The organism is Kibdelosporangium phytohabitans (assembly GCF_001302585.1).
Lineage (GTDB): Bacteria > Actinomycetota > Actinomycetes > Mycobacteriales > Pseudonocardiaceae > Kibdelosporangium > Kibdelosporangium phytohabitans.
Genome location: NZ_CP012752.1, coordinates 2,286,770 through 2,304,117, shown reverse-complemented (window position 1 = coordinate 2,304,117; position 17,348 = coordinate 2,286,770). Strand labels below are relative to the sequence as shown.

Below are 17,348 nucleotides of genomic sequence, written 5' to 3'. Positions count from 1 at the left end.
GCGAGGGTGATCAATGCCCGAAGACTACAACGGTTGCCGCGGATCTTCCTGATTCACCCTGTCCACAACAGGAGTTGTGACTACGCCACCCGGGTCAGGCTGTCCGGTGTCAACTCCGCGATCGAGTGGTGTCCGGACAAGGCAATCGTGAGGTCAAGCTCGGCAAGCAGGCTCCGGACGACCTGCCGCACACCGTCTTCGCCGCCGTGCGCGAGGCCCCAGACGAACGGCCGGCCGAGCAGAATCGCCTTCGCCCCGAGCGCGATCGCCTTGAAAATGTCGGCTCCTGTCCGGATTCCGGAATCGAACAAGACCGTCATCCGGTCTCCCACAGCGGTGGCGATTTCGGGCAACACGTCGAGCGACGCGACCGCGCCGTCGACCTGCCGGCCACCGTGGTTGGACACGACGATCCCGTCCATTCCGGCATCGGCCGCGCGCCGCGCGTCGTCGACGTGCTGGATCCCTTTCAGCACAATCGGTCCGTCCCAGTGTTCGCGCAGGAACGGCAGCGCGTCCCAATTGCGGTCGGTTCCGGTGAACAACGGGATCCACTTCAGCACGGCCGCCGGGATGTCCTGCTCGGGAGCGACCGCGAGACCGCTGCGGAACACCGGGTCGGAGAACGGGATCGCGGTGCCGGTGCCGCGCAGGAACGGCAGGTACGACTGGTCGAGGTCGTTGGGCCGCCACGCCAGCGTCCACGTGTCGAGGGTGACCACGAGCGTGGTGAACCCGGCTTTGGCCGCCCGGCTGAGGATGCTCACGCACAGGTCCGGGTCGTTGGGCCAGTACAGCTGGAACCAGCGCGGCCCACCGCCGTTGGCGACCGCCACGTCCTCGATGGTGTTGGACGACGCCGTCGACAAGATCATCGGCACGCCCAGCGAGCCGGCCGCGCGGGCGGTCGCCAGCTCGCCCTCTTCGTGCACGATCGATTGCACACCGATCGGCGCGAGCAACACGGGAGCGGGCATCGTCGTGCCGAGCACGCTCGTGGAGACGTCGCGCGCGGTCGCGTCGCGCAGCATCCTCGGCACGATCCGCCACTTGTCGAATGCCTCGCGGTTGGCCCGCATGGTCGCGCCGGACCCCGCGCCCCCTTGCACGTACCAGTACGGCCCCGGCTGGAGGATCTCGCGCGCCGAGTCGGCCAGCTTGGTCGTGTCGACGGTGAACGGGGGCACCTGGTCAGCCAGTCCGTGCAGGTAGATCTCGTTCTGGTAGCCACCGAGGGGTGTCGTCATACCCGCAATCTACTGGCGAGTTCTACTTCGGGTGGCTACGCCGCCAGATGGCGAGGACCGACACCGCCGCACTGGCCACACTGGTCACCAGGACGATCGACAGCGGGTTCATGGTGTGTGCGCCGAGCGCGACCAGCACCGTCCAGACGATCAGCAGGACGGTTGACAACGCCATCAAGCCGGATGACACCGCGAGCATGCGGTTGTCGCGCATGGTCTGTTTGAGTGACACTCCCCGCGCGAATTTCACCCATGCGGTGCCGACCACGAACACCACGAACAACACCAGCACCAAGCCGAACCAGCCGAGGACGCTGTAGATGTCGTCCATGCCGACGAGCATCAGCACCAGGCTGCCGATGGCCAGCGCGGCCGACGCGCGGCGCAGCGCCAGCCACAACCCGAGCGCCTCGATCCGGCCGAGGTGCGGGATCTGCAGGATCGGCTCCGCGGTGGCAGGCGTGGTGGTCGTGTCCAACTGCGGGCGGCCGAGCCGGAGCAGGTGCGCACGGGCGTGCTGGTTGCCCGGATCGATCTTGAGGGCCTCGTAGTACGCGCGGCGGGCCGTTTCGTTGTCGTGCACACGCATCGCGGCGTCGCCGAGTACCTCGAACGGGCGAGCCTGGTTGTTGGCCAATTGGATGGCACGGCACGCCGCCGCGAACGACTCTTGTGGATCGTCGGCCCCCAGCGCCTCGGCCAGAGCGACGTGGCCGCGCCAGTCCTGCCCGTCGCGCCGCACGGCTTCCCGCGCCGACACGACGGCCTCGTCCCGCCTGCCCAGTTCCACCAGCGCGATGCTGGCCAGCCGATAGCCCCATGACCGCTCGCCGTTGCGGATGGCGTTCTTCGCCGCGTCGAGCGAGGACTCCGCGTCACCCGCGTCGAGGTACGCGGCACCGAGGTGGCACCACGCCTCGGAGTGCGTGGGGTGCTCGTCCAGCACCCCACGCACGACGTGGATCGCCGCGTCGGAGTTCCCGGCAGCGGTGAGATCGGCCGCGCGACGTAACGCGACCGCGATCGGCTCGTCGGCCATCCTGACTCCCTGGTTGGGGTTTCGGATGGCCACAGTCTCGCATTGTCAGTTCTTCGGCGGCTTCACCGAGTCCACCCCCGGGCGTTTCTCACGCCACCTTCCCCTGGTGAAATCAGGAATCTGTTGCGGCGCGCCGTGTTGGTCGATGGACCTGGAACTCAGCGGTACCGGAGCGCTCCAGACCGCTCCGTCGTACACGTCCATGTCGGGGACCAGTCCGAGGCGCATCGTCTGGATGGTCCGGTACGCCATGTAGTAGTCCATGCCGCCGTGGCCACCCGGTCCCGGCGGGACGTCTGTCCACAACCAATGGTCGTACGACTTGAACTCGTCGAAGCTGGCCCACTGGTCATTGGTGTGTTTCGGTTCGAGGTAGATCCGGGGTGGATAGTCCTCGAACTTCCCCTTGGTCCCGGCGAGGTGGTTCAGCCTGCTGTACGGGTGCGGTGTGGACACGTCGTGTTCCAGTCGGATGACCCGGCCTTTGGCTGTCTGCAGCAGGCTGATGGTCGTGTCGGACTCGACGTAGCGCTCCTTCCACGACGAGTCACCCGGCTGCTCGTGTGCCGCGCGGTACTCCGCGAGGCCGAGCGCGGGCGTGCCCATCGAGGAGATCCGCACGATCCGGTCGCCGCGGTTGATGTCCATGTAGTTGGCGACCGGGCCGAGCCCGTGCGTCGGGTAGAGGTCACCCTTGAGCTCGCGCTTGGTGTGCCAGGCGCGTCGCCACTCGGCCTCGTAGTAGGTGTCGGAGAACAGCAACTCACGCAGGTCGTGGATGTACGCGCCCGCGCCGTGGAGCAAGTCGCCGAACAGGCCGGCGTGTGCCATGCGCAGGACGCGCATCTCGTTCTGGCCGTAGCAGCAGTTCTCCAGCTGCATGCAGTGCCGCTGGTAACGCTCCGACGCGTCCACCAGCTGCCAGAGTTCGTTGATGGACGTCGCGAACGGCGTCTCGACGCCGACGTGCTTGCCGGCGCGCAGGGCCGCCAGCGCCATCGGCACGTGCCACTCCCATGGCGAGGCGACGTAGACCAGGTCGATGTCGTCGCGGCGGACCATGTTCTCGAAGTCGTGGTCGCCCTTGGTGTAGAGCGCTGGTGCCGGCTGGCCCGCGCCGGTCACGGCCTTCGCGGCGCGGGCCGCGAACTCCGGGCGGATGTCGCACAGTGCGGTCACCTTGACGCCGGGTACGGCGAGGAACGACCCGATCATGCCGCCGCCCCGGTTGCCGAGGCCGATGATCGCGAGCCGAACCGTGTCGCGCCGCTCGAACGGCACGTTGATCATGCTGCGGCCCTGCTGGCGGGGCCAGTCCTGCTGTGCGGCGCCGTCCTGCGCCGCGTCGTTCGGGGAAGCCTCGGCCTGGGCCCCCGAGCCCAGGCCGATGGCCGCCCCCGCGGCGAGCAAAGACCTGCGGGACACCTGATCGCTCATGACACCTCCTGCGCGAACCTGCACATTTGAGCTCGAATGCAAGCAGATTCACACAGATACCGGAAGGTGTCAGCCTACTTTCGGCCGATTCACGCGATTCATGACACCGTGGCCAGCTCCTGCACCGCCTTGAAGGCGCGCTCCTTGGACTCGTCGGCGATGTGCTGGAACTGCCTGAGCTGCTCGTTGACGTTCGCGAGCGTCATCTCGGCCTGCACGAACGTGGCGTCCCCGGCCACACCGAGGTGCTCGAAGTACTGCCTGAGCAGCGGCTGCTGGTGGTCCCACCCCTCCCTGGGCGTGCCCGGCGCGTACGAACCACCCTGCGTGGCCACCACGAGGAACCTGGTGCCGATCAGCGGACCGTCGCTGGTGTCGGCGCGGAATTCGGGGACGAGCAGGTGGTCGAGCCACGACTTGATCGTCGACGGGACCGTGTAGTTGTACATCGGCACACCCATCAGCACGACGTCCGCCGCCAGCACCTCGTCGCGCAGCGGCTTGAACCTGTCGTACTCCGCGCGCATCTCCGGACCGCGCAGCTCGGCGGGCGTGTTGGCCGCCGCGAAGTACAGGCCCGTCACGTGCGGGACCGGCGCCTGCGCGAAGTCGCGGTACACGTACCCGCCATCCGGGTTGGCCACCTTCCACGATTCGACGAACGCTGCCGTCAACGCGCGGGAGTGCGACCTGTCGCCCTGGATGCTCGAGTCGATGTGGAGCAAGTTGGTCATGACCAAGAAGATACGAACCAAGATGTTCCGAGTCAAGAACATCTCATGTCGTAGCCATCACGTAAACTCCGGGTGTGGACGAGAGCGTCGGAACGGCCCATCAGCACGCCGGGGAGTTCAGCCAGCAGTGCCTGCAGCACTTCGACGTGAACTGGCTGCTCAGCCGAGCTGCGCACGGCCTGCGCGAGGCGATGGACACCGAGGCGATGGCGCACGGCACGTCCATCCGCGGCCAGATCGTGCTGACCGCGCTCGTCCAGAACTCGCACCCGGACGCCCGCCCGTACAGCCAGCTCGCGCTGGGACACGCGCTCGGCGTCGACAAGACGACCATGACCGCGCTGCTGGACAAGCTGGAACGCCAGGGCCTGGTCGTGCGCACGCCGGACCCGAACGACCGCCGCGCCCGGATCCCCGTGCCCACCGAGGCGGGCCGTGAGCTGCAGGCGAAGCTCTACCACCAGCTGGCGGCGGTGGAGGACCGCGTCCTGGCCGACCTGGCTCCCGCCGAGCGCGACGTGCTGCGCTCCTTGTTACGCCGGATCATCTCGACGGAGGAGCCGGTCGAGGGTTCGTGCGTGTGAGCAGGAACAACACCCTGCGTTTCACGCTGATCCTCGGCGCGCTGTCCGGCTTCGCCCCACTGTCGATCGACATGTACCTGCCGGGGTTCCCGGCGATGACGCAGCAGCTCGGCGCGTCCGCGTCGCAGATCCAGCTCACCCTGACCGCGTTCGTGGTCAGCCTCGCGATCGGCCAGGCCATCGCCGGGCCGCTGTCGGACTCGTTCGGGCGGCGCCGGCCGTTGATCGCCGGTCTCGTGCTCTACGCCGTCGCCTCCGTCGCGTGCGCTTTCGCGCCGTCGGCGTACGCGCTGGTGGCGTTCCGTTTCGTGCAGGGCCTCGGCGCGGCGGCCGGGATCGTGATCGCGCGGGCCGCGGTGCGCGACCTGTTCTCCGGGGTCGCACTCGCCCGGTTCTTCTCGACGTTGATGCTGGTCACCGGGCTCGCGCCGATCCTGGCGCCGGTGATCGGCGGCGAAGTGCTGCGGTTCACCTCGTGGCGCGGGATCTTCCTCGTGCTGTCGGTGTTCGGCGCCGTGCTGCTGCTGTCCACTGTGCTCGGTCTGCCCGAGACGCTCGCGGGCGAACGCCGCAGGCCCGCGCGGGTCGGCGCGGTGATGCGCTCGTACGGCGCGCTGCTGCGCGATCGGATCTTCCTCGGGTACGCCTTGACCTCGGCGCTGCTGTTCGCCGCGTTGTTCGCGTACATCTCCGGTTCGCCGTTCGTGCTGCAGGAGCTCTACGGGCTGACGCCGCAGCAGTTCGGCTGGGTGTTCGGCGTGAACTCGGTCGGGATCATGATCGCGGGCCAGCTCAACGGCCTGCTGCTGCGCTGGTCGTCGCCGCGCGCGCTGATCGCCGCCGGGCTGACCGCCGGCCTGGCGGGCGGTGCCGGGCTGGTCGTCGCGATCGCGTTCGACGCGGGCCTCGTCGTGGTGCTGGTGCCGATGTTCGTGATCGTGTCCAGCGTCGGGGTCGTGATGCCGAACGCCGCCGCGCTCGGGCTGGCCGACCAGGCGGACAACGCCGGTGCGGCGTCCGCGCTGATCGGCATCACCCAGTTCATCATCGGCGGCCTGCTCGCCCCGCTGGCCGGGCACGGCGCGATGGCGATGGCCGTGCTGATGGCCGCGGTCGCCCTCGCCGCGATGATGGCCTACCTCGGGCTAACCCGTCACCAGCCGCACCGCGAGGGCGACGATCACCAGGCTGGAGACGACAGCCGTGGCCATGCGGCCCCGCTGCCCGGTCAGGACGCGGCCGACAAGGCTGCCGCCACCGGCGAGCAGCAGCTGCCAGCTCGCTGACGCCAGCAGCGCCCCGAGGACGAAAGCCATGCCGTGCAGCAGGTCGGGCACGACATCGGCCCGCATCCCGAGCACGAGCGCTCCGAAGTAGACGATGGTGGCCGGGTTGAGGACGGTCAGCCCGAGCAGTCCGAAGTAGGCACTGCGCGCGGTGACTTCCTTGTCCTTGCGTTGTTTTCGTGCGTCGAGCACGGTCTTGACCGCCAGCGTGACGAGCACGGCCACCGCTGCCCACCGCATCGGGCCCGCGATCGGTTCGATCAGATCGGCGATCGCCGCGCCACCGAGCACGGCGGCGAGGGCGTAGACCCCGTCCGCCGTGGCGACCCCCAGTGCCGCAGCCGCGCCCACGCGCAGGGAGGTTCTCGCGGTGAGGCCGATGAGCAGCGCACCGATCGCCCCGACGGGGATCGCCACGCCGTAACCAGCAACGACACCCGCGAGGAACGCGCCGCTCATGACACGGCCGGGTCGTACCTCCGGGTCGCGCGCTGCTGTCGACGTGCTCCCGTCGCCGCGGCGACAGGGCACTTTCGAGTCAGCTTCTCGTCCATGCCTGAGACGGTAGCGGCGGCCCGCAACCGAATAACCGACGGTAACCGGACGACCACGCACGTTTCGGGCGAGGCCTTGAGTTCCGCGTCCGGTGGACGGGATAGCAGGCACCAGCCGCCACCCGTGTATGGAAAGTTTCCTGACAAAGGAGACCTGATGCGGAAGCTCCTTCTGCTCGCGGCCACCCCGCCGGCGACCGGGTTCCTCGTGCCGACCGCCACCGCCAGCGCGGACCTCACCCCGATGGCCGAGCCGTCCGCGAACCAGCTGCTGGCGAAAACCCAGTCATGCAAACAGATCTCGAACGGCAAGTACAAGACGGACAGCGAACTGGGCCGCACGGCACCGGTGTGCGACGCCAACGGCGCAGTCTGGTGGCGCGCGGACATGGACATCGACTGCGACGGTCGGCACACCGCCCGGTGCAACGAGCAGACCGACCCGTGGTTCCAGCCGGACACCGCGTTCCCCCGCTCGGACGGCAAACCGCTGATCGCCGACCAGACGCACTACGTCGTCGTCCCCAGTCCCAGCAACACCTGGCGCTACACGTCCTCCGGCATCGCCGGAGCAAGCGCGTGCGCGGTCGTCTACAACAACCAGGTCCTCTACGCCTCCGAGCAACTCGGCGGCAACCACCACCGGCGAATCCCGCGCCACCCGGTTCATCTCCACCACCTGAAAAGCTCGTGAGTGGTTAGTCCGGTTCTAACCGGACCAACCACTCACGACTGTCTCAGAGGCCGCGGTGGACGGAGGCGGGGCGCCACATCGGGTAGAGCTTCGGTCCGTTGTCCGGCAACGCGATCGGGTTGCCCATCGGCTGGAAGCCGAGGTGGACGTAGAGCGCGAGATTGCGCCGGTTGGTCGCTTCGAGGTACGCGGGCACGTTCGCCATGTCCAGCTCGCGCAACCTGTGTCGCACCAACGCTGTCCCGACGCCGCGGCCTTGCAGGTCCGGCATCACCGCGACGAACGCCAGGTACTGGTGGGGCGTCGTGGGATGCGCGCTCGTCACGGCGTGGCTCAACGCGTGGAACCGCGGGGCGTAGGGGCCGCACATCACGTCGATGCGCTGGTCGACGTCCCGCGGTGCCGCGTTCGGCGGCCCGAACACGGCCGGGTACCACACCGACACGCCCGACAGCTCTCCCCCGGCGAACACCTCGCCCGCGCCGAGCGCGTGCTCGACGGCCATCGCCCAGTACGCCGGGTATATCCGGCGCCGGTCCTGCGCGTCGGGTATCAGCCACTTCGCGATGTCGCTGTGCACGAAGGCTTCACTGAGCACTTTGGACACCGGGCCGACCGGGTGGTCGGCGCCGACCCGGAACACCTCGTGCCGCGGCGGCGCCGAGGCGAACCCCGGGCTCGACGGCAGCGGCAGCACGCCGGAGGAGTCCGTGCGCTTGGGCAGGTCCTGGCTGGCCCGGCCGATCACGCTGTTGGCGCCCAGACCGATCGCGGCGTACACCCGCGGCCGTGCCGAGCGCAGGTACGCGCCCCACAGGATCCCGGCCAGCCCGAACACCGCGAACGACGACGGCAGGATCCACACCGCCGGGTGGCCGGCGGGCAGTCCGAGCAACGTGGAGTACTGGTCCAACGTCAGGTACAGCACCACGAGCAGCAGCACCGCGGCGATGACCGGGGAGACGAACTTGCGCCAGGCGTTCTCGTCGACGTCCTTGCGCCTGGCGAAGTAGCCGACCACCGACACCGACGTCAGCGCCATCAGGATGATCACGCCGAGACCGCCGAAGGTCGTGCCGATGTACATCAGGTCGATCAGCGGATCCAGTCCGGCCACGGCGAACACCATGATCACCACGAAGGCCAGCACGGACTGGACGAGCGAACCGACGTACGGCGAACCGGTCCGGCGGTTGGTGGAGCCGAGCCGGGCGGGCAGGACCTGCTCACGGCCCAGCGCGAACAGGTACCGCGCGACCGTGTTGTGGAAGCTGACCAGCGCGGCGAACAAGCTCGTCACGATCAGGACCCGGCCGATGTCCACGATCCACCGGCCGAGGAAACCCGCGTTGACGTTGAAGATCAGGTCGGCCTGCTGTTCGCCCGCCGCACCGACGATCTTGTCCGGTCCGACGGCCACGGTCAGCGCCCACGCCGAGACCGCGTACAGCACGCCGACGAACGCCACCGCGATGTAGGTCGCCCGCGCCACCGTGCGTTTCGGGTCGCGGCTCTCCTCGGCGTACACCGCGCCGCCCTCGAAGCCGACGAAGCCGGTCACCGCTGTCACCAGCAGCGCGCCGACTCCGGCGGTGACCAGGTTCGACGGGGACAGCGAGTCGAACGTGACCGTGCCGTCGGCCGGGTTGGTCAGCTCGACCGCGTTGAACACCAGCATGATCAGGCATTCGGCGGTCAGCAGCACCGCGAGCACCTTGCTGTTGAAGTCGATCCGCAGCACACCGAGCACCGCGATCACGAGCCACGCCAGCAGCGCCAGCGCCCACCAGGCCACGTTCCAGCCGAACCAGGACTTCAGGTGGCCGGCGAGGACCGCGCCGAAACCGCCGTACAGGCCGACTTGCATCGCGTTGTACGCCACGACGGCCACGAATGAGGCGCCGACACCGGGCACGCGGCCAAGGCCTTGCGCGACGTACGTGTAGAAAGCGCCCGCATTGGTGATGTGCCGCGACATCGCGACGTAGCCGACCGCGAACACAGTCAGCACGACCGCGATCGTCGCGTACGCGATCGGGATGCCGATCGTCTTCGTGTTGGCGAACGTCAGCACGGCGCCGCTGCCGATGACGGTCAGCGGCGCGGCCGCGGACACGATGAAGAACACGATCGACGAGACGCCGAGCCTGTTGCGGGCCAGCGCCGACGAGACCCGGCTCGGTCCGACGCGGATCAGCGCCGTACTCGTACTGGTCGTACTCAAGCCCTTCGCTGCCAATGTAAGGCTCCTTCGCGGGGTTATCGGCGACGGCCAAGCACCGCGTCGCCTACCGCGGCCTCAGTCTGCTTGGCGAGTTCGAGGAGGGGTGCCGGGAGCGCACGGCGCATCTCGTCGAGCTGGGAGCGCGCGCGGTGCGGCCCGTGGTACCAGAGCAACGCGCTGAGCAGGCCGGTCGAGTGCGCCAGTGCGGCGAGGGTGACGTCCTGCATCAGCTTGTGGTCCATGCTGATCTTGGCCAGCTGCATGCCGGGGTGTGGCCTGGCGAGCAGGTCGTGCAGCCGGACTTCGGGGATCAGCGCCTGTTCGGCGTTGACCGCGCGGTAGAGCAGCGCGGGCCCGCCCCACCACTTGCGCAGCCGCACCTGGGCGAGGTGCCCGGCGACGTGCAGCCTGCTGCCGACTTTGTCGCGCGCGTCCTGGCTCAGGTACTCCAGCCACACGCGGATGCTGTGCGGGGGCTCGGTCACGATGTCGCGCAGCATGCTCGCCGCGAGCTGGTCACCGGGCGGCGACGGGTCGAACACGATCACGCGGCCGTCGGCGATCTCCAGCCTCCGGTCGAGGACCAGTTCGGCCAGCAGCGCCCCGGCGAGGCCGAGTTCGATCCCGGTGTCGTGCAGCCGCGGCACGATGGTGTCCGCGTCGTGGTTGTGTGCGACCAGGAAGAACTCGTCGGCAAGCCGGAGGTGTGACGATGAGCTCGGCGCGCGGCCGGTCACCGGTCCGCTTCCGGCGATCTCGGCCACCGGGACGCCAATGCGTTCGTCGCATTGTCACCTGGTGAATGGAGCCGCCGTAGCACCGCAACAGGATGCCATCGACGATCACCGGGATACACGATCGAAGACGACGCGTCACCCGAACGGTCCAACCGGAAATTGCGGATATACCAAACCGTGGCCGTCTGGCCGACGTATCACCTAGTAGGCTCGGCTGTTCAAGATCGACAACTACGGGACGGAACGGAGTCGGGAAACAATAGTGCGAAAAACCTTCGCGGGCGCGTCACGGCGCCGCACGGTGGCCGTCTCACCGACGGGTAGGGAAGGCGTTGGACAGACAACCGGGGAGGTAAGACGAAGGTGAACACCCGCAAGGAATGGTCGGTGAGCTGCCGCGACATCGCGGGACGGCGACGCGACCTGACGGTGTTCGTCAGTTCGGGACGCGTGGTGCTGGTCTCCCCGCCGGGCGAGACCGCCGTGCTGACCCCGCTCGACGTGGGAAGACTGCGTGCGGCACTGCGGGACGCGGTGGTGGACGCGTCTGTGACACACGAGCAGTAGAGATTCCTACTCGTCAGTAGGTATCGTTCCCGCCATGACCGGATACTTCGTGACGGGCGGTACCGGGTTCCTGGGCCGCAGGCTGGTATCGCGGCTGCTCACCCTGCCTGACTGCACCGCGGTGCACGTACTCGTGCGCCCCGGTTCGATCGGCCGGTTCGAGTCGCTCGCCCGGACATGGGACGCCGGGCGAGTCGTCCCGGTCGCCGGCGACCTCACCGGTGACATGCCGGACGCGGTGCCCGGAATCGATCACGTGGTGCACCTCGGCGCGATCTACGATTTCACCGCGTCCGACGAAGCCAATCAGGTCACGAATGTCACCGGCACCGCGAACGTGATCGATTTCGCCGCCAGGACCGGCGCGAAATGGCTGCACCACGTTTCCTCGGTCGCCGTCGCGGGCGATCACTGCGGGCGTTTCACCGAGCGGGATTTCGATCTCGGCCAGAACCTCCCATCGCCCTACCACGCCACCAAATTCGCCGCGGAGAAACTGGTCAGGGCGCAGACCGCGGTGCCGTGGCGCGTGTACCGGCCGTCCGCGGTGGTCGGCGACTCGCGCACCGGCGAGATGGACAAGGTCGACGGCCCCTACTACTTCCTGCCCGCCATCACCCGCGCCGCCCGGTTGCCCGCCCGCCTGCCCCTGGTCGCGCCGCATCTCGGCTCGACCAACATCGTTCCGGTCGACTACGTGGTCGACGCGATGGTCCACCTGATGCACCAGGACGCGGCGCCCGGCGCCACCTACCACCTCGGCTCGCCGCGCAACCAGACGCTCACGCAGGTCTACAACGCCTTCGCCGGTCCGGCGGGTGCGCCGAAGGTCGTCGCCAGCCCCAAGGTCCCCGGTCTGGCCCGGACCGGCCGGGCCGCCGCGGCCGTGGCAGGCCAGGTGCTCGACCGGCTCCCCGGCGGACGGGAGGCGCGCGACGCCGTGCTCACCGAGCTCGGGATCCCGCCCGAGGTCGTGCCGCACATGTCGCTGAACGCCAAGTTCTCCACCTCGGAGACTGTGACCGCGTTGGCGGGCAGCGGAGTCGAACTGCCGTCACTGGCGTCCTACGCGCCCCGGCTGCTGCGGTACTGGGCTGATCACCTCGACCCGTACCGGGCGCGCCGCCGGGTCGACCGGTCGGATCCGTTGGCCGGGCGGCGGATCCTGATCACCGGAGCCTCGTCCGGGATCGGCCGCGCGACCGCGGTCGCCGTCGCCGCCCGCGGCGCCCAGGTGTTCCTGGTGGCTCGCCGAGCGGACGAACTGGAGGCCGTGCGCGAGGAGATCACCGCGGCGGGCGGTTCGGCGTGGACGTACCCCTGCGACTTGACGGACTCCGCCGCGGTGTCCGCTTTGGTCAAACAGGTTCTCGTCGAACACGAATCCGTCGACATGCTCGTCAACAACGCGGGACGCTCGATCCGCCGCTCGGTGCACCTGTCGGTGGACCGGGTGCACGACTTCGAGCGCACCATGGCGTTGAACTACTTCGCGCCGCTGCGCCTCACCCTCGCACTGCTCCCCCACATGCGTGAACGCAGGTTCGGGCACGTGGTCACCGTGACCACGATGGGACTGCAGAGCGACACGCCCCGGTTCGCCGCGTACCTGGCCTCGAAGGCCGCGATCGAGGAGTTCGGCCGGGTCGCGGGCCGGGAGTCGCTGGCCGACGGCATCACGTTCAGCTCGGTCCGGATGCCGCTGGTGCGCACCCCGATGATCGCCAAGGCCGCGTACCGCACGATGCCCGCGATGAGCCCCGACCGCGCCGCGCGGATGGTGATCAGCGCACTGGTCAACCGGCAGGAGGTCGTGAGCAGGCCGGAAGGTGTGGCGATGGAACTGGCCAGGCTGGTCGCGCCGCGCACGTCCCGCCGGGTGGCGAACCTGCTGTACCGGATGATGCCGGAGACCGCGCCGGAGGCGCGTTCCCGGCCGCAGCCGCCGCTCGCGTCGGTCGCCGCGACCCTCACCCGGCTGGTCTGGCGCAAGCTCTGACCTGCGTGGTTTCAACGCGCCGGACCGCGTTGAAACCCGGTTGATCCGCCAGGTCGGCACGCTCGCCGCATGACCGAACCGACTGTCACGCCCTGGAACGCCAACCCCGCGCACTACTGGATGCACGGCCACCGCCCAGCCGAACCCGTCGAGTTCGACGAGCGGTTCGGCGGGTGGAACGTGACCGGGTACGCGGAGGCCCAGCAGGTGCTGGCCGATCCGCAGACCTTCAACTCCGACACCTCGCGGTTCTTCCCGAGCTACGGCGACACCGACGACAAGACGATCAGGTTGCTGACGAGCGACAACCTGCTGACCATGGACGGTGTGGCGCACCGCGACCGGCGCAGGCTGGTCAGCAAGGTGTTCACGCCGAAGATCGTCGCCGACATGGAGCCGCGGATCGCCGAACTGGTGCACGAGATCGTCGACGGGCTGACCGGCAAGCCCGAGTTCGACTTCGTCACCGAGGTGGCGTACCCGCTGCCGGTGAGCGTGATCGCCGAGATGCTCGGGGTGCCGTCCAGCGACCGCGACCTGTTCGTCTACTGGGCGGACCGGCTGTTCGAGAGCAAGACGATCTTCTACGACACCGAGCCGGGCCAGGACGCGATGGCCGCGTCCCAGGCCGCGATCAGGGATTTCGAGCCGATGATCGGCTACCTCGCCGAGCACGCGGCCGAACGCAGGCAACGGCCGCGGCAGGACCTGCTGTCCATGCTGGTGGAGTCCGACCTTTCCGACGACGAGGTGATCAGTTTCGCGATCCTGCTGCTGGTGGCCGGGCACGTGACCACGACGTTGTTGCTGGGCAGCACGATCATGTGCCTGGACCGCCACCGGGACGCCGCCGCGGCCGTGCGCGCCGACCGGACGCTCGTTCCCGCGGCGATCGAGGAGACGCTGCGGCTGATCAGCCCAGTGCCGATGCTGGCGCGCGGCACCACTGTGGACACTGAGATCGGTGGACGGCCCGTGCCCGCCGAACAGCTGGTCATGGTCGCGATCGGCGCGGTCAACCGTGATCCGCGCCAGTTCCCCAACCCGGACGAGTTCGACCTGACCCGGGATCCCAACCCACACGTGGGTTTCGGGCGTGGTGTGCATTTCTGCCTCGGCGCGCCGCTCGCCCGGCTGGAGACGCGTGTGGCGATGAACGTCCTGCTGGACCGGCTCGGCGACCTGCGGACAGACCCGGCCAATCCGCCGGTGTTCCACCCGTCAATCGAGATGGGCGGGGCTCGTCACCTGCCCGTCAAGCAACTGCACCGCAGCGACTCGTAGTGCTTCACGGCTCAATGTGGCGTACTCCGCGACCGCTTCGGTGTACGCCACCTTGTCGGCCCGCTCGGCGGCTGCCCGCGCCTGGGCCGGGGACATCGTCGGCTGGAACTCACGCACGAACCGCAACCGCTCGGCCATGGCGATCATCCGTGCGGCCGTCGCAGGTGCGCGGTCGATCTCGGTCATCGCCACAGCCAGCAACAGCGCACCGTAGACCGAGAACTCACGCAGGAACGGCGAAGGCTTGACCGTCGGGTGCCGCAGCAGCCACGCGGCCCGCTCCGGCAGCCGGGCGGCCAACTCGGCGACCTGGTCGAGGCGGCCGTGCTGGGCGTGCGCGATCACCACCGCGGCCTGGATCTGGCTCAGCAGCGGGTCGATCCCGGACGACACCACCCGGTACTCCGTGCCCGAACGCGGATCGATCCTGGCAAGAGCACGCCGCCACAAGGACAACCCTGTCCCGACCTCACCACGAGCCAGCAGGATCTCGGCTCGGACACCGATCACGAACGAACTCTCGGTGCCGCCGTGGTCGACGTCGTGATCGTCGGCGGCGCAGTCGGCGGTGGCGAACATCGAACCCAGCCATTGTCGTGCGCCGTCGATGTTGCCGGCGTGCAGGTCGCACAGGATCAACGACAGCCGGACGTCCGCGACGTCGTTGTCGAAGATGTCGAAGGCCGCGAGGAAATGCCGCCGCGCCTCGGCGGTCTCACCGACTTGCAGGCACAGCTCACCGACCCGGATGTGTGTGGCCAGCCGGGCCCACGGCACCGCGCCGGCGGCGAGCGCCTGGGCTCGCCGCGCCAGTTCCAGCGCGGCGTGCGGCTGGAGATCGCTTTCCTTGACATAGCTGCCAACGAAGTCCGCGCCTGCCCGGACCAACGGCTCCGGACTGTCCGGTGTGGTCAGCACAGCACTCAGCGCCCGGGGCAGGGTGTCGGGCGGAGCGGGCGGCAGGCGTTTGAGGGCGACCAGGCTGCGCACCGCGCGCGGGCCCTGGATCATGAGCGTGGTGGCGGCGCACATCGTCACCGCCATGCGTGCCGCTTCGAGGTATTCCGGTTCCGGCCGGTATCGCGTGAGGACACGGGCGATCTCGTCGGCGTGCGCGAATATCCTGCTGTAGTTGGATTTCAGCAACCACAACCCGGTCAGCGCCGCCGCCGTGGCCGCGACCGTCCGGCCGTGCCCGCGCTCGATCCCGTAGCGCAGGGCCCTGATCAGGTTGTCCTGTTCGGCGTCGACCCGGAATGCCGGCCCGACCGGGTCGGTCCCGAACAACTCGTCGTGGTGGGCGAGGCCGAACTCACGGGCCCACGTGCTGAAGAGATCGACCTCACGGTCGTCATCGCGTTGCGCGGCAGCGAATTCGCGGACGGTCTCGAGCATGTGGAACCGCACACCGCCCGGCGAGTCGAGCACCTTGAGCAACGACTGGTCGACCAGGTGCTCCAGGTACGGGTCCGCACCGACGCGTTCGGCTGCGGCATAGGTGAACCCGCCTGGGAACACCGACAGCACGCGCATCGCCCGGCGTCCGTCGTCGTCGAGCAGGTGCCAGCTCCAGTCGACCACCGCGTGCAGGGTCCGATGCCTGCTCGGCATGTCCCTGGATGTGCTTCGGAGCAACGTGAAGCGGTCGTCGAGCCGGTCGGCGATCTCCCGGACCGACATCACCCGGGTCTTGGCCGCCGCCAGCTCGATCGCCAGCGGCAGTCCGTCCAAGTGGCCGCACAGATCCTCGACGGCGTCCGCGGGCAGTTCGACACCGGGACGCGCCGCCGTCGCTCGTTGACCGAACAACTCGACCGCCGTGGGCAACGGCAGTTCACCGAGTTGGTAGACCGCTTCCGACGACAGGCCGAGCGGGGCACGGCTCGTGGTCAGGATCCGGATGTCCTTGTCTGCCGAGACCAGTGCCCGTGCCAGCGCCGCGGCCGCGTCGATGACGTGCTCGCAGTTGTCCAGCACCAGCAACGCGCTCGCGCGCTGGTCGCCGAGGACCGCGTCGACTTCCTTGCGCACGTCCTCGTCCGCCACGACCCCCGCGAGCGACACGAAGTACACGTTGGACTCCACGGACCTGGCCACGGCGTGCGCCAGCCTGGTCTTGCCCATCCCGCCGGGACCGACGACGGACGTGATCCGCGCCCGCCGCACCAGGTCCGTGACAGCCGCGATGTCCTTGTCCCTGCCGAGCAACACGTTCGGCTCGTGCACCACGTTGCGCCGGATCGCCTCGCCCTGCAGCAGTCGCTGGTGCACCGACCGCAGCGCGGCGCCCGGATCGGCCCCGAGTTCGTCACGCAACTCGCGCCGGTACCGCTCATACGTGGTCAGCGCCCGCGCAGGGCCTGACAGCGCGGCCTGTCCGCGGAGCACCTCGGCGAGCAGTTCCTCGTCCCGCGGGTGCTCACCGAGCAATCGCTCGAGCGGCCCGGCCGCCTCGGCGTGACGCCCCGACCTGGCCAGCGCCACAGCGCGCGTCCGGACCAGCGAGCGGTGCGCGGGAAGGCACGCCAATCGCAGCAGCGACAACGGATCCGCGCCGTCGGCGCCTTCGCCGTCCCACAGGCCGAGCCCGGACTCGGCCTCCGCCAGCGCTGTGGCGTAGTCGGCGTCGGTCAACGCACGCGCGGCATTGGTCGCGGCGGCCCGGATCACCTCGGTGTCGACCACGTCCGCGCCGAGATCGATCCGGTACCCGGCCGGAGTGCTCGCCACGAACGCCGAACCGAGCTGTCCCCGCAGCCGGGAAACCAGGATGTGCACGGCCTTGACCGGGTTCTCCGGTTGGTCCTCCGGCCAGATCCCGTCGACGAGCGCACCGGCGCTGACACCCCTGCGCAGGTCACCGGCCAGCAGCGCGAGCAGGGCCCGCAACCGGGGAGCCGTCACCTGCCGGCCGCGGAACGCCACCGCGGGCAGCAGCGTCAGCTCGATCGGCACAAAACAA

The 17,348-nt window shown here is 69.0% G+C and carries 13 protein-coding genes and 1 pseudogene; 6 read left to right on the top strand and 8 right to left on the bottom strand.

The window, feature by feature from the left end; all coding sequences use genetic code 11:
• Positions 1-80: 80 nt before the first annotated feature.
• From AOZ06_RS10565 to AOZ06_RS10550, 4 genes are all read right to left on the bottom strand, one after another.
• On the bottom strand, positions 81-1,247 hold the full coding sequence (locus AOZ06_RS10565; RefSeq protein WP_054289272.1) for a lactate 2-monooxygenase: 1,167 nt from the start codon (positions 1,245-1,247) through the stop codon (positions 81-83).
• Positions 1,248-1,269: 22 nt separating this feature from the next.
• Positions 1,270-2,286 (bottom strand): tetratricopeptide repeat protein, encoded by a 1,017-nt coding sequence (locus AOZ06_RS10560; RefSeq protein ID WP_054289271.1) that lies wholly within the window; start codon positions 2,284-2,286, stop codon positions 1,270-1,272.
• A 45-nt stretch (positions 2,287-2,331) separates the two neighbouring features.
• Positions 2,332-3,723, bottom strand: coding sequence for a Gfo/Idh/MocA family protein (locus AOZ06_RS10555; RefSeq protein WP_054289270.1), 1,392 nt, complete (start codon positions 3,721-3,723; stop codon positions 2,332-2,334).
• A gap of 98 nt (positions 3,724-3,821) precedes the next feature.
• Positions 3,822-4,457, bottom strand: a complete 636-nt coding sequence (locus tag AOZ06_RS10550; protein ID WP_063810330.1) for an FMN-dependent NADH-azoreductase — start codon at positions 4,455-4,457, stop codon at positions 3,822-3,824.
• Positions 4,458-4,531: 74 nt separating this feature from the next.
• Between AOZ06_RS10550 and AOZ06_RS10545 the strand changes: the two genes are divergently transcribed.
• The gene (locus tag AOZ06_RS10545; RefSeq protein WP_236952172.1) at positions 4,532-5,041 is read left to right on the top strand and encodes a MarR family winged helix-turn-helix transcriptional regulator; all 510 of its coding nucleotides are present in this window, start codon (positions 4,532-4,534) and stop codon (positions 5,039-5,041) included.
• Positions 5,032-6,171: pseudogene (locus tag AOZ06_RS53705) on the top strand (multidrug effflux MFS transporter); the annotation flags it as partial. The gene AOZ06_RS10545 and the pseudogene AOZ06_RS53705, both read left to right, overlap by 10 nt.
• Before the next feature lie 15 nt (positions 6,172-6,186).
• Here AOZ06_RS53705 and AOZ06_RS59800 read toward each other — a convergent pair.
• Positions 6,187-6,786 carry a LysE family transporter gene (locus tag AOZ06_RS59800; RefSeq protein WP_054289268.1) on the bottom strand — a complete coding sequence of 200 codons (600 nt, stop codon included), beginning with the start codon at positions 6,784-6,786 and terminating at the stop codon, positions 6,187-6,189.
• Between the two features lie 252 nt (positions 6,787-7,038).
• On the opposite strand from AOZ06_RS59800, the gene AOZ06_RS10530 reads away from it, so the two are divergent.
• Complete coding sequence (locus tag AOZ06_RS10530; protein WP_054289267.1) at positions 7,039-7,575, top strand: glycoside hydrolase family 75 protein; 537 nt, start codon at positions 7,039-7,041, stop codon at positions 7,573-7,575.
• 43 nt (positions 7,576-7,618) lie between these two features.
• Here the strand turns inward: AOZ06_RS10530 and AOZ06_RS53020 are convergent, their stop codons facing one another.
• Positions 7,619-9,799, bottom strand: coding sequence for a GNAT family N-acetyltransferase (locus AOZ06_RS53020; protein WP_063810010.1), 2,181 nt, complete (start codon positions 9,797-9,799; stop codon positions 7,619-7,621).
• A gap of 35 nt (positions 9,800-9,834) precedes the next feature.
• The gene (locus tag AOZ06_RS10520; protein WP_054289266.1) at positions 9,835-10,563 is read right to left on the bottom strand and encodes a GOLPH3/VPS74 family protein; all 729 of its coding nucleotides are present in this window, start codon (positions 10,561-10,563) and stop codon (positions 9,835-9,837) included.
• A gap of 336 nt (positions 10,564-10,899) precedes the next feature.
• Between AOZ06_RS10520 and AOZ06_RS10515 the strand changes: the two genes are divergently transcribed.
• The 3 genes from AOZ06_RS10515 to AOZ06_RS10505 all read left to right on the top strand — a co-directional run bounded on the left by AOZ06_RS10515 (position 10,900) and on the right by AOZ06_RS10505 (position 14,386).
• On the top strand, positions 10,900-11,103 hold the full coding sequence (locus AOZ06_RS10515) for a hypothetical protein (protein WP_054289265.1): 204 nt from the start codon (positions 10,900-10,902) through the stop codon (positions 11,101-11,103).
• A gap of 34 nt (positions 11,104-11,137) precedes the next feature.
• Positions 11,138-13,102, top strand: a complete 1,965-nt coding sequence (locus tag AOZ06_RS10510; protein ID WP_054289264.1) for an SDR family oxidoreductase — start codon at positions 11,138-11,140, stop codon at positions 13,100-13,102.
• Between the two features lie 69 nt (positions 13,103-13,171).
• Positions 13,172-14,386, top strand: a complete 1,215-nt coding sequence (locus AOZ06_RS10505) for a cytochrome P450 (RefSeq protein WP_054289263.1) — start codon at positions 13,172-13,174, stop codon at positions 14,384-14,386.
• Here AOZ06_RS10505 and AOZ06_RS10500 read toward each other — a convergent pair.
• A complete protein-coding gene (locus AOZ06_RS10500) occupies positions 14,324-17,341 on the bottom strand; it encodes an ATP-binding protein (RefSeq protein WP_054289262.1) in 3,018 nt (1,005 codons plus the stop codon). The genes AOZ06_RS10505 and AOZ06_RS10500 overlap by 63 nt on opposite strands.
• Between the last annotated feature and the right edge of the window lie 7 nt (positions 17,342-17,348).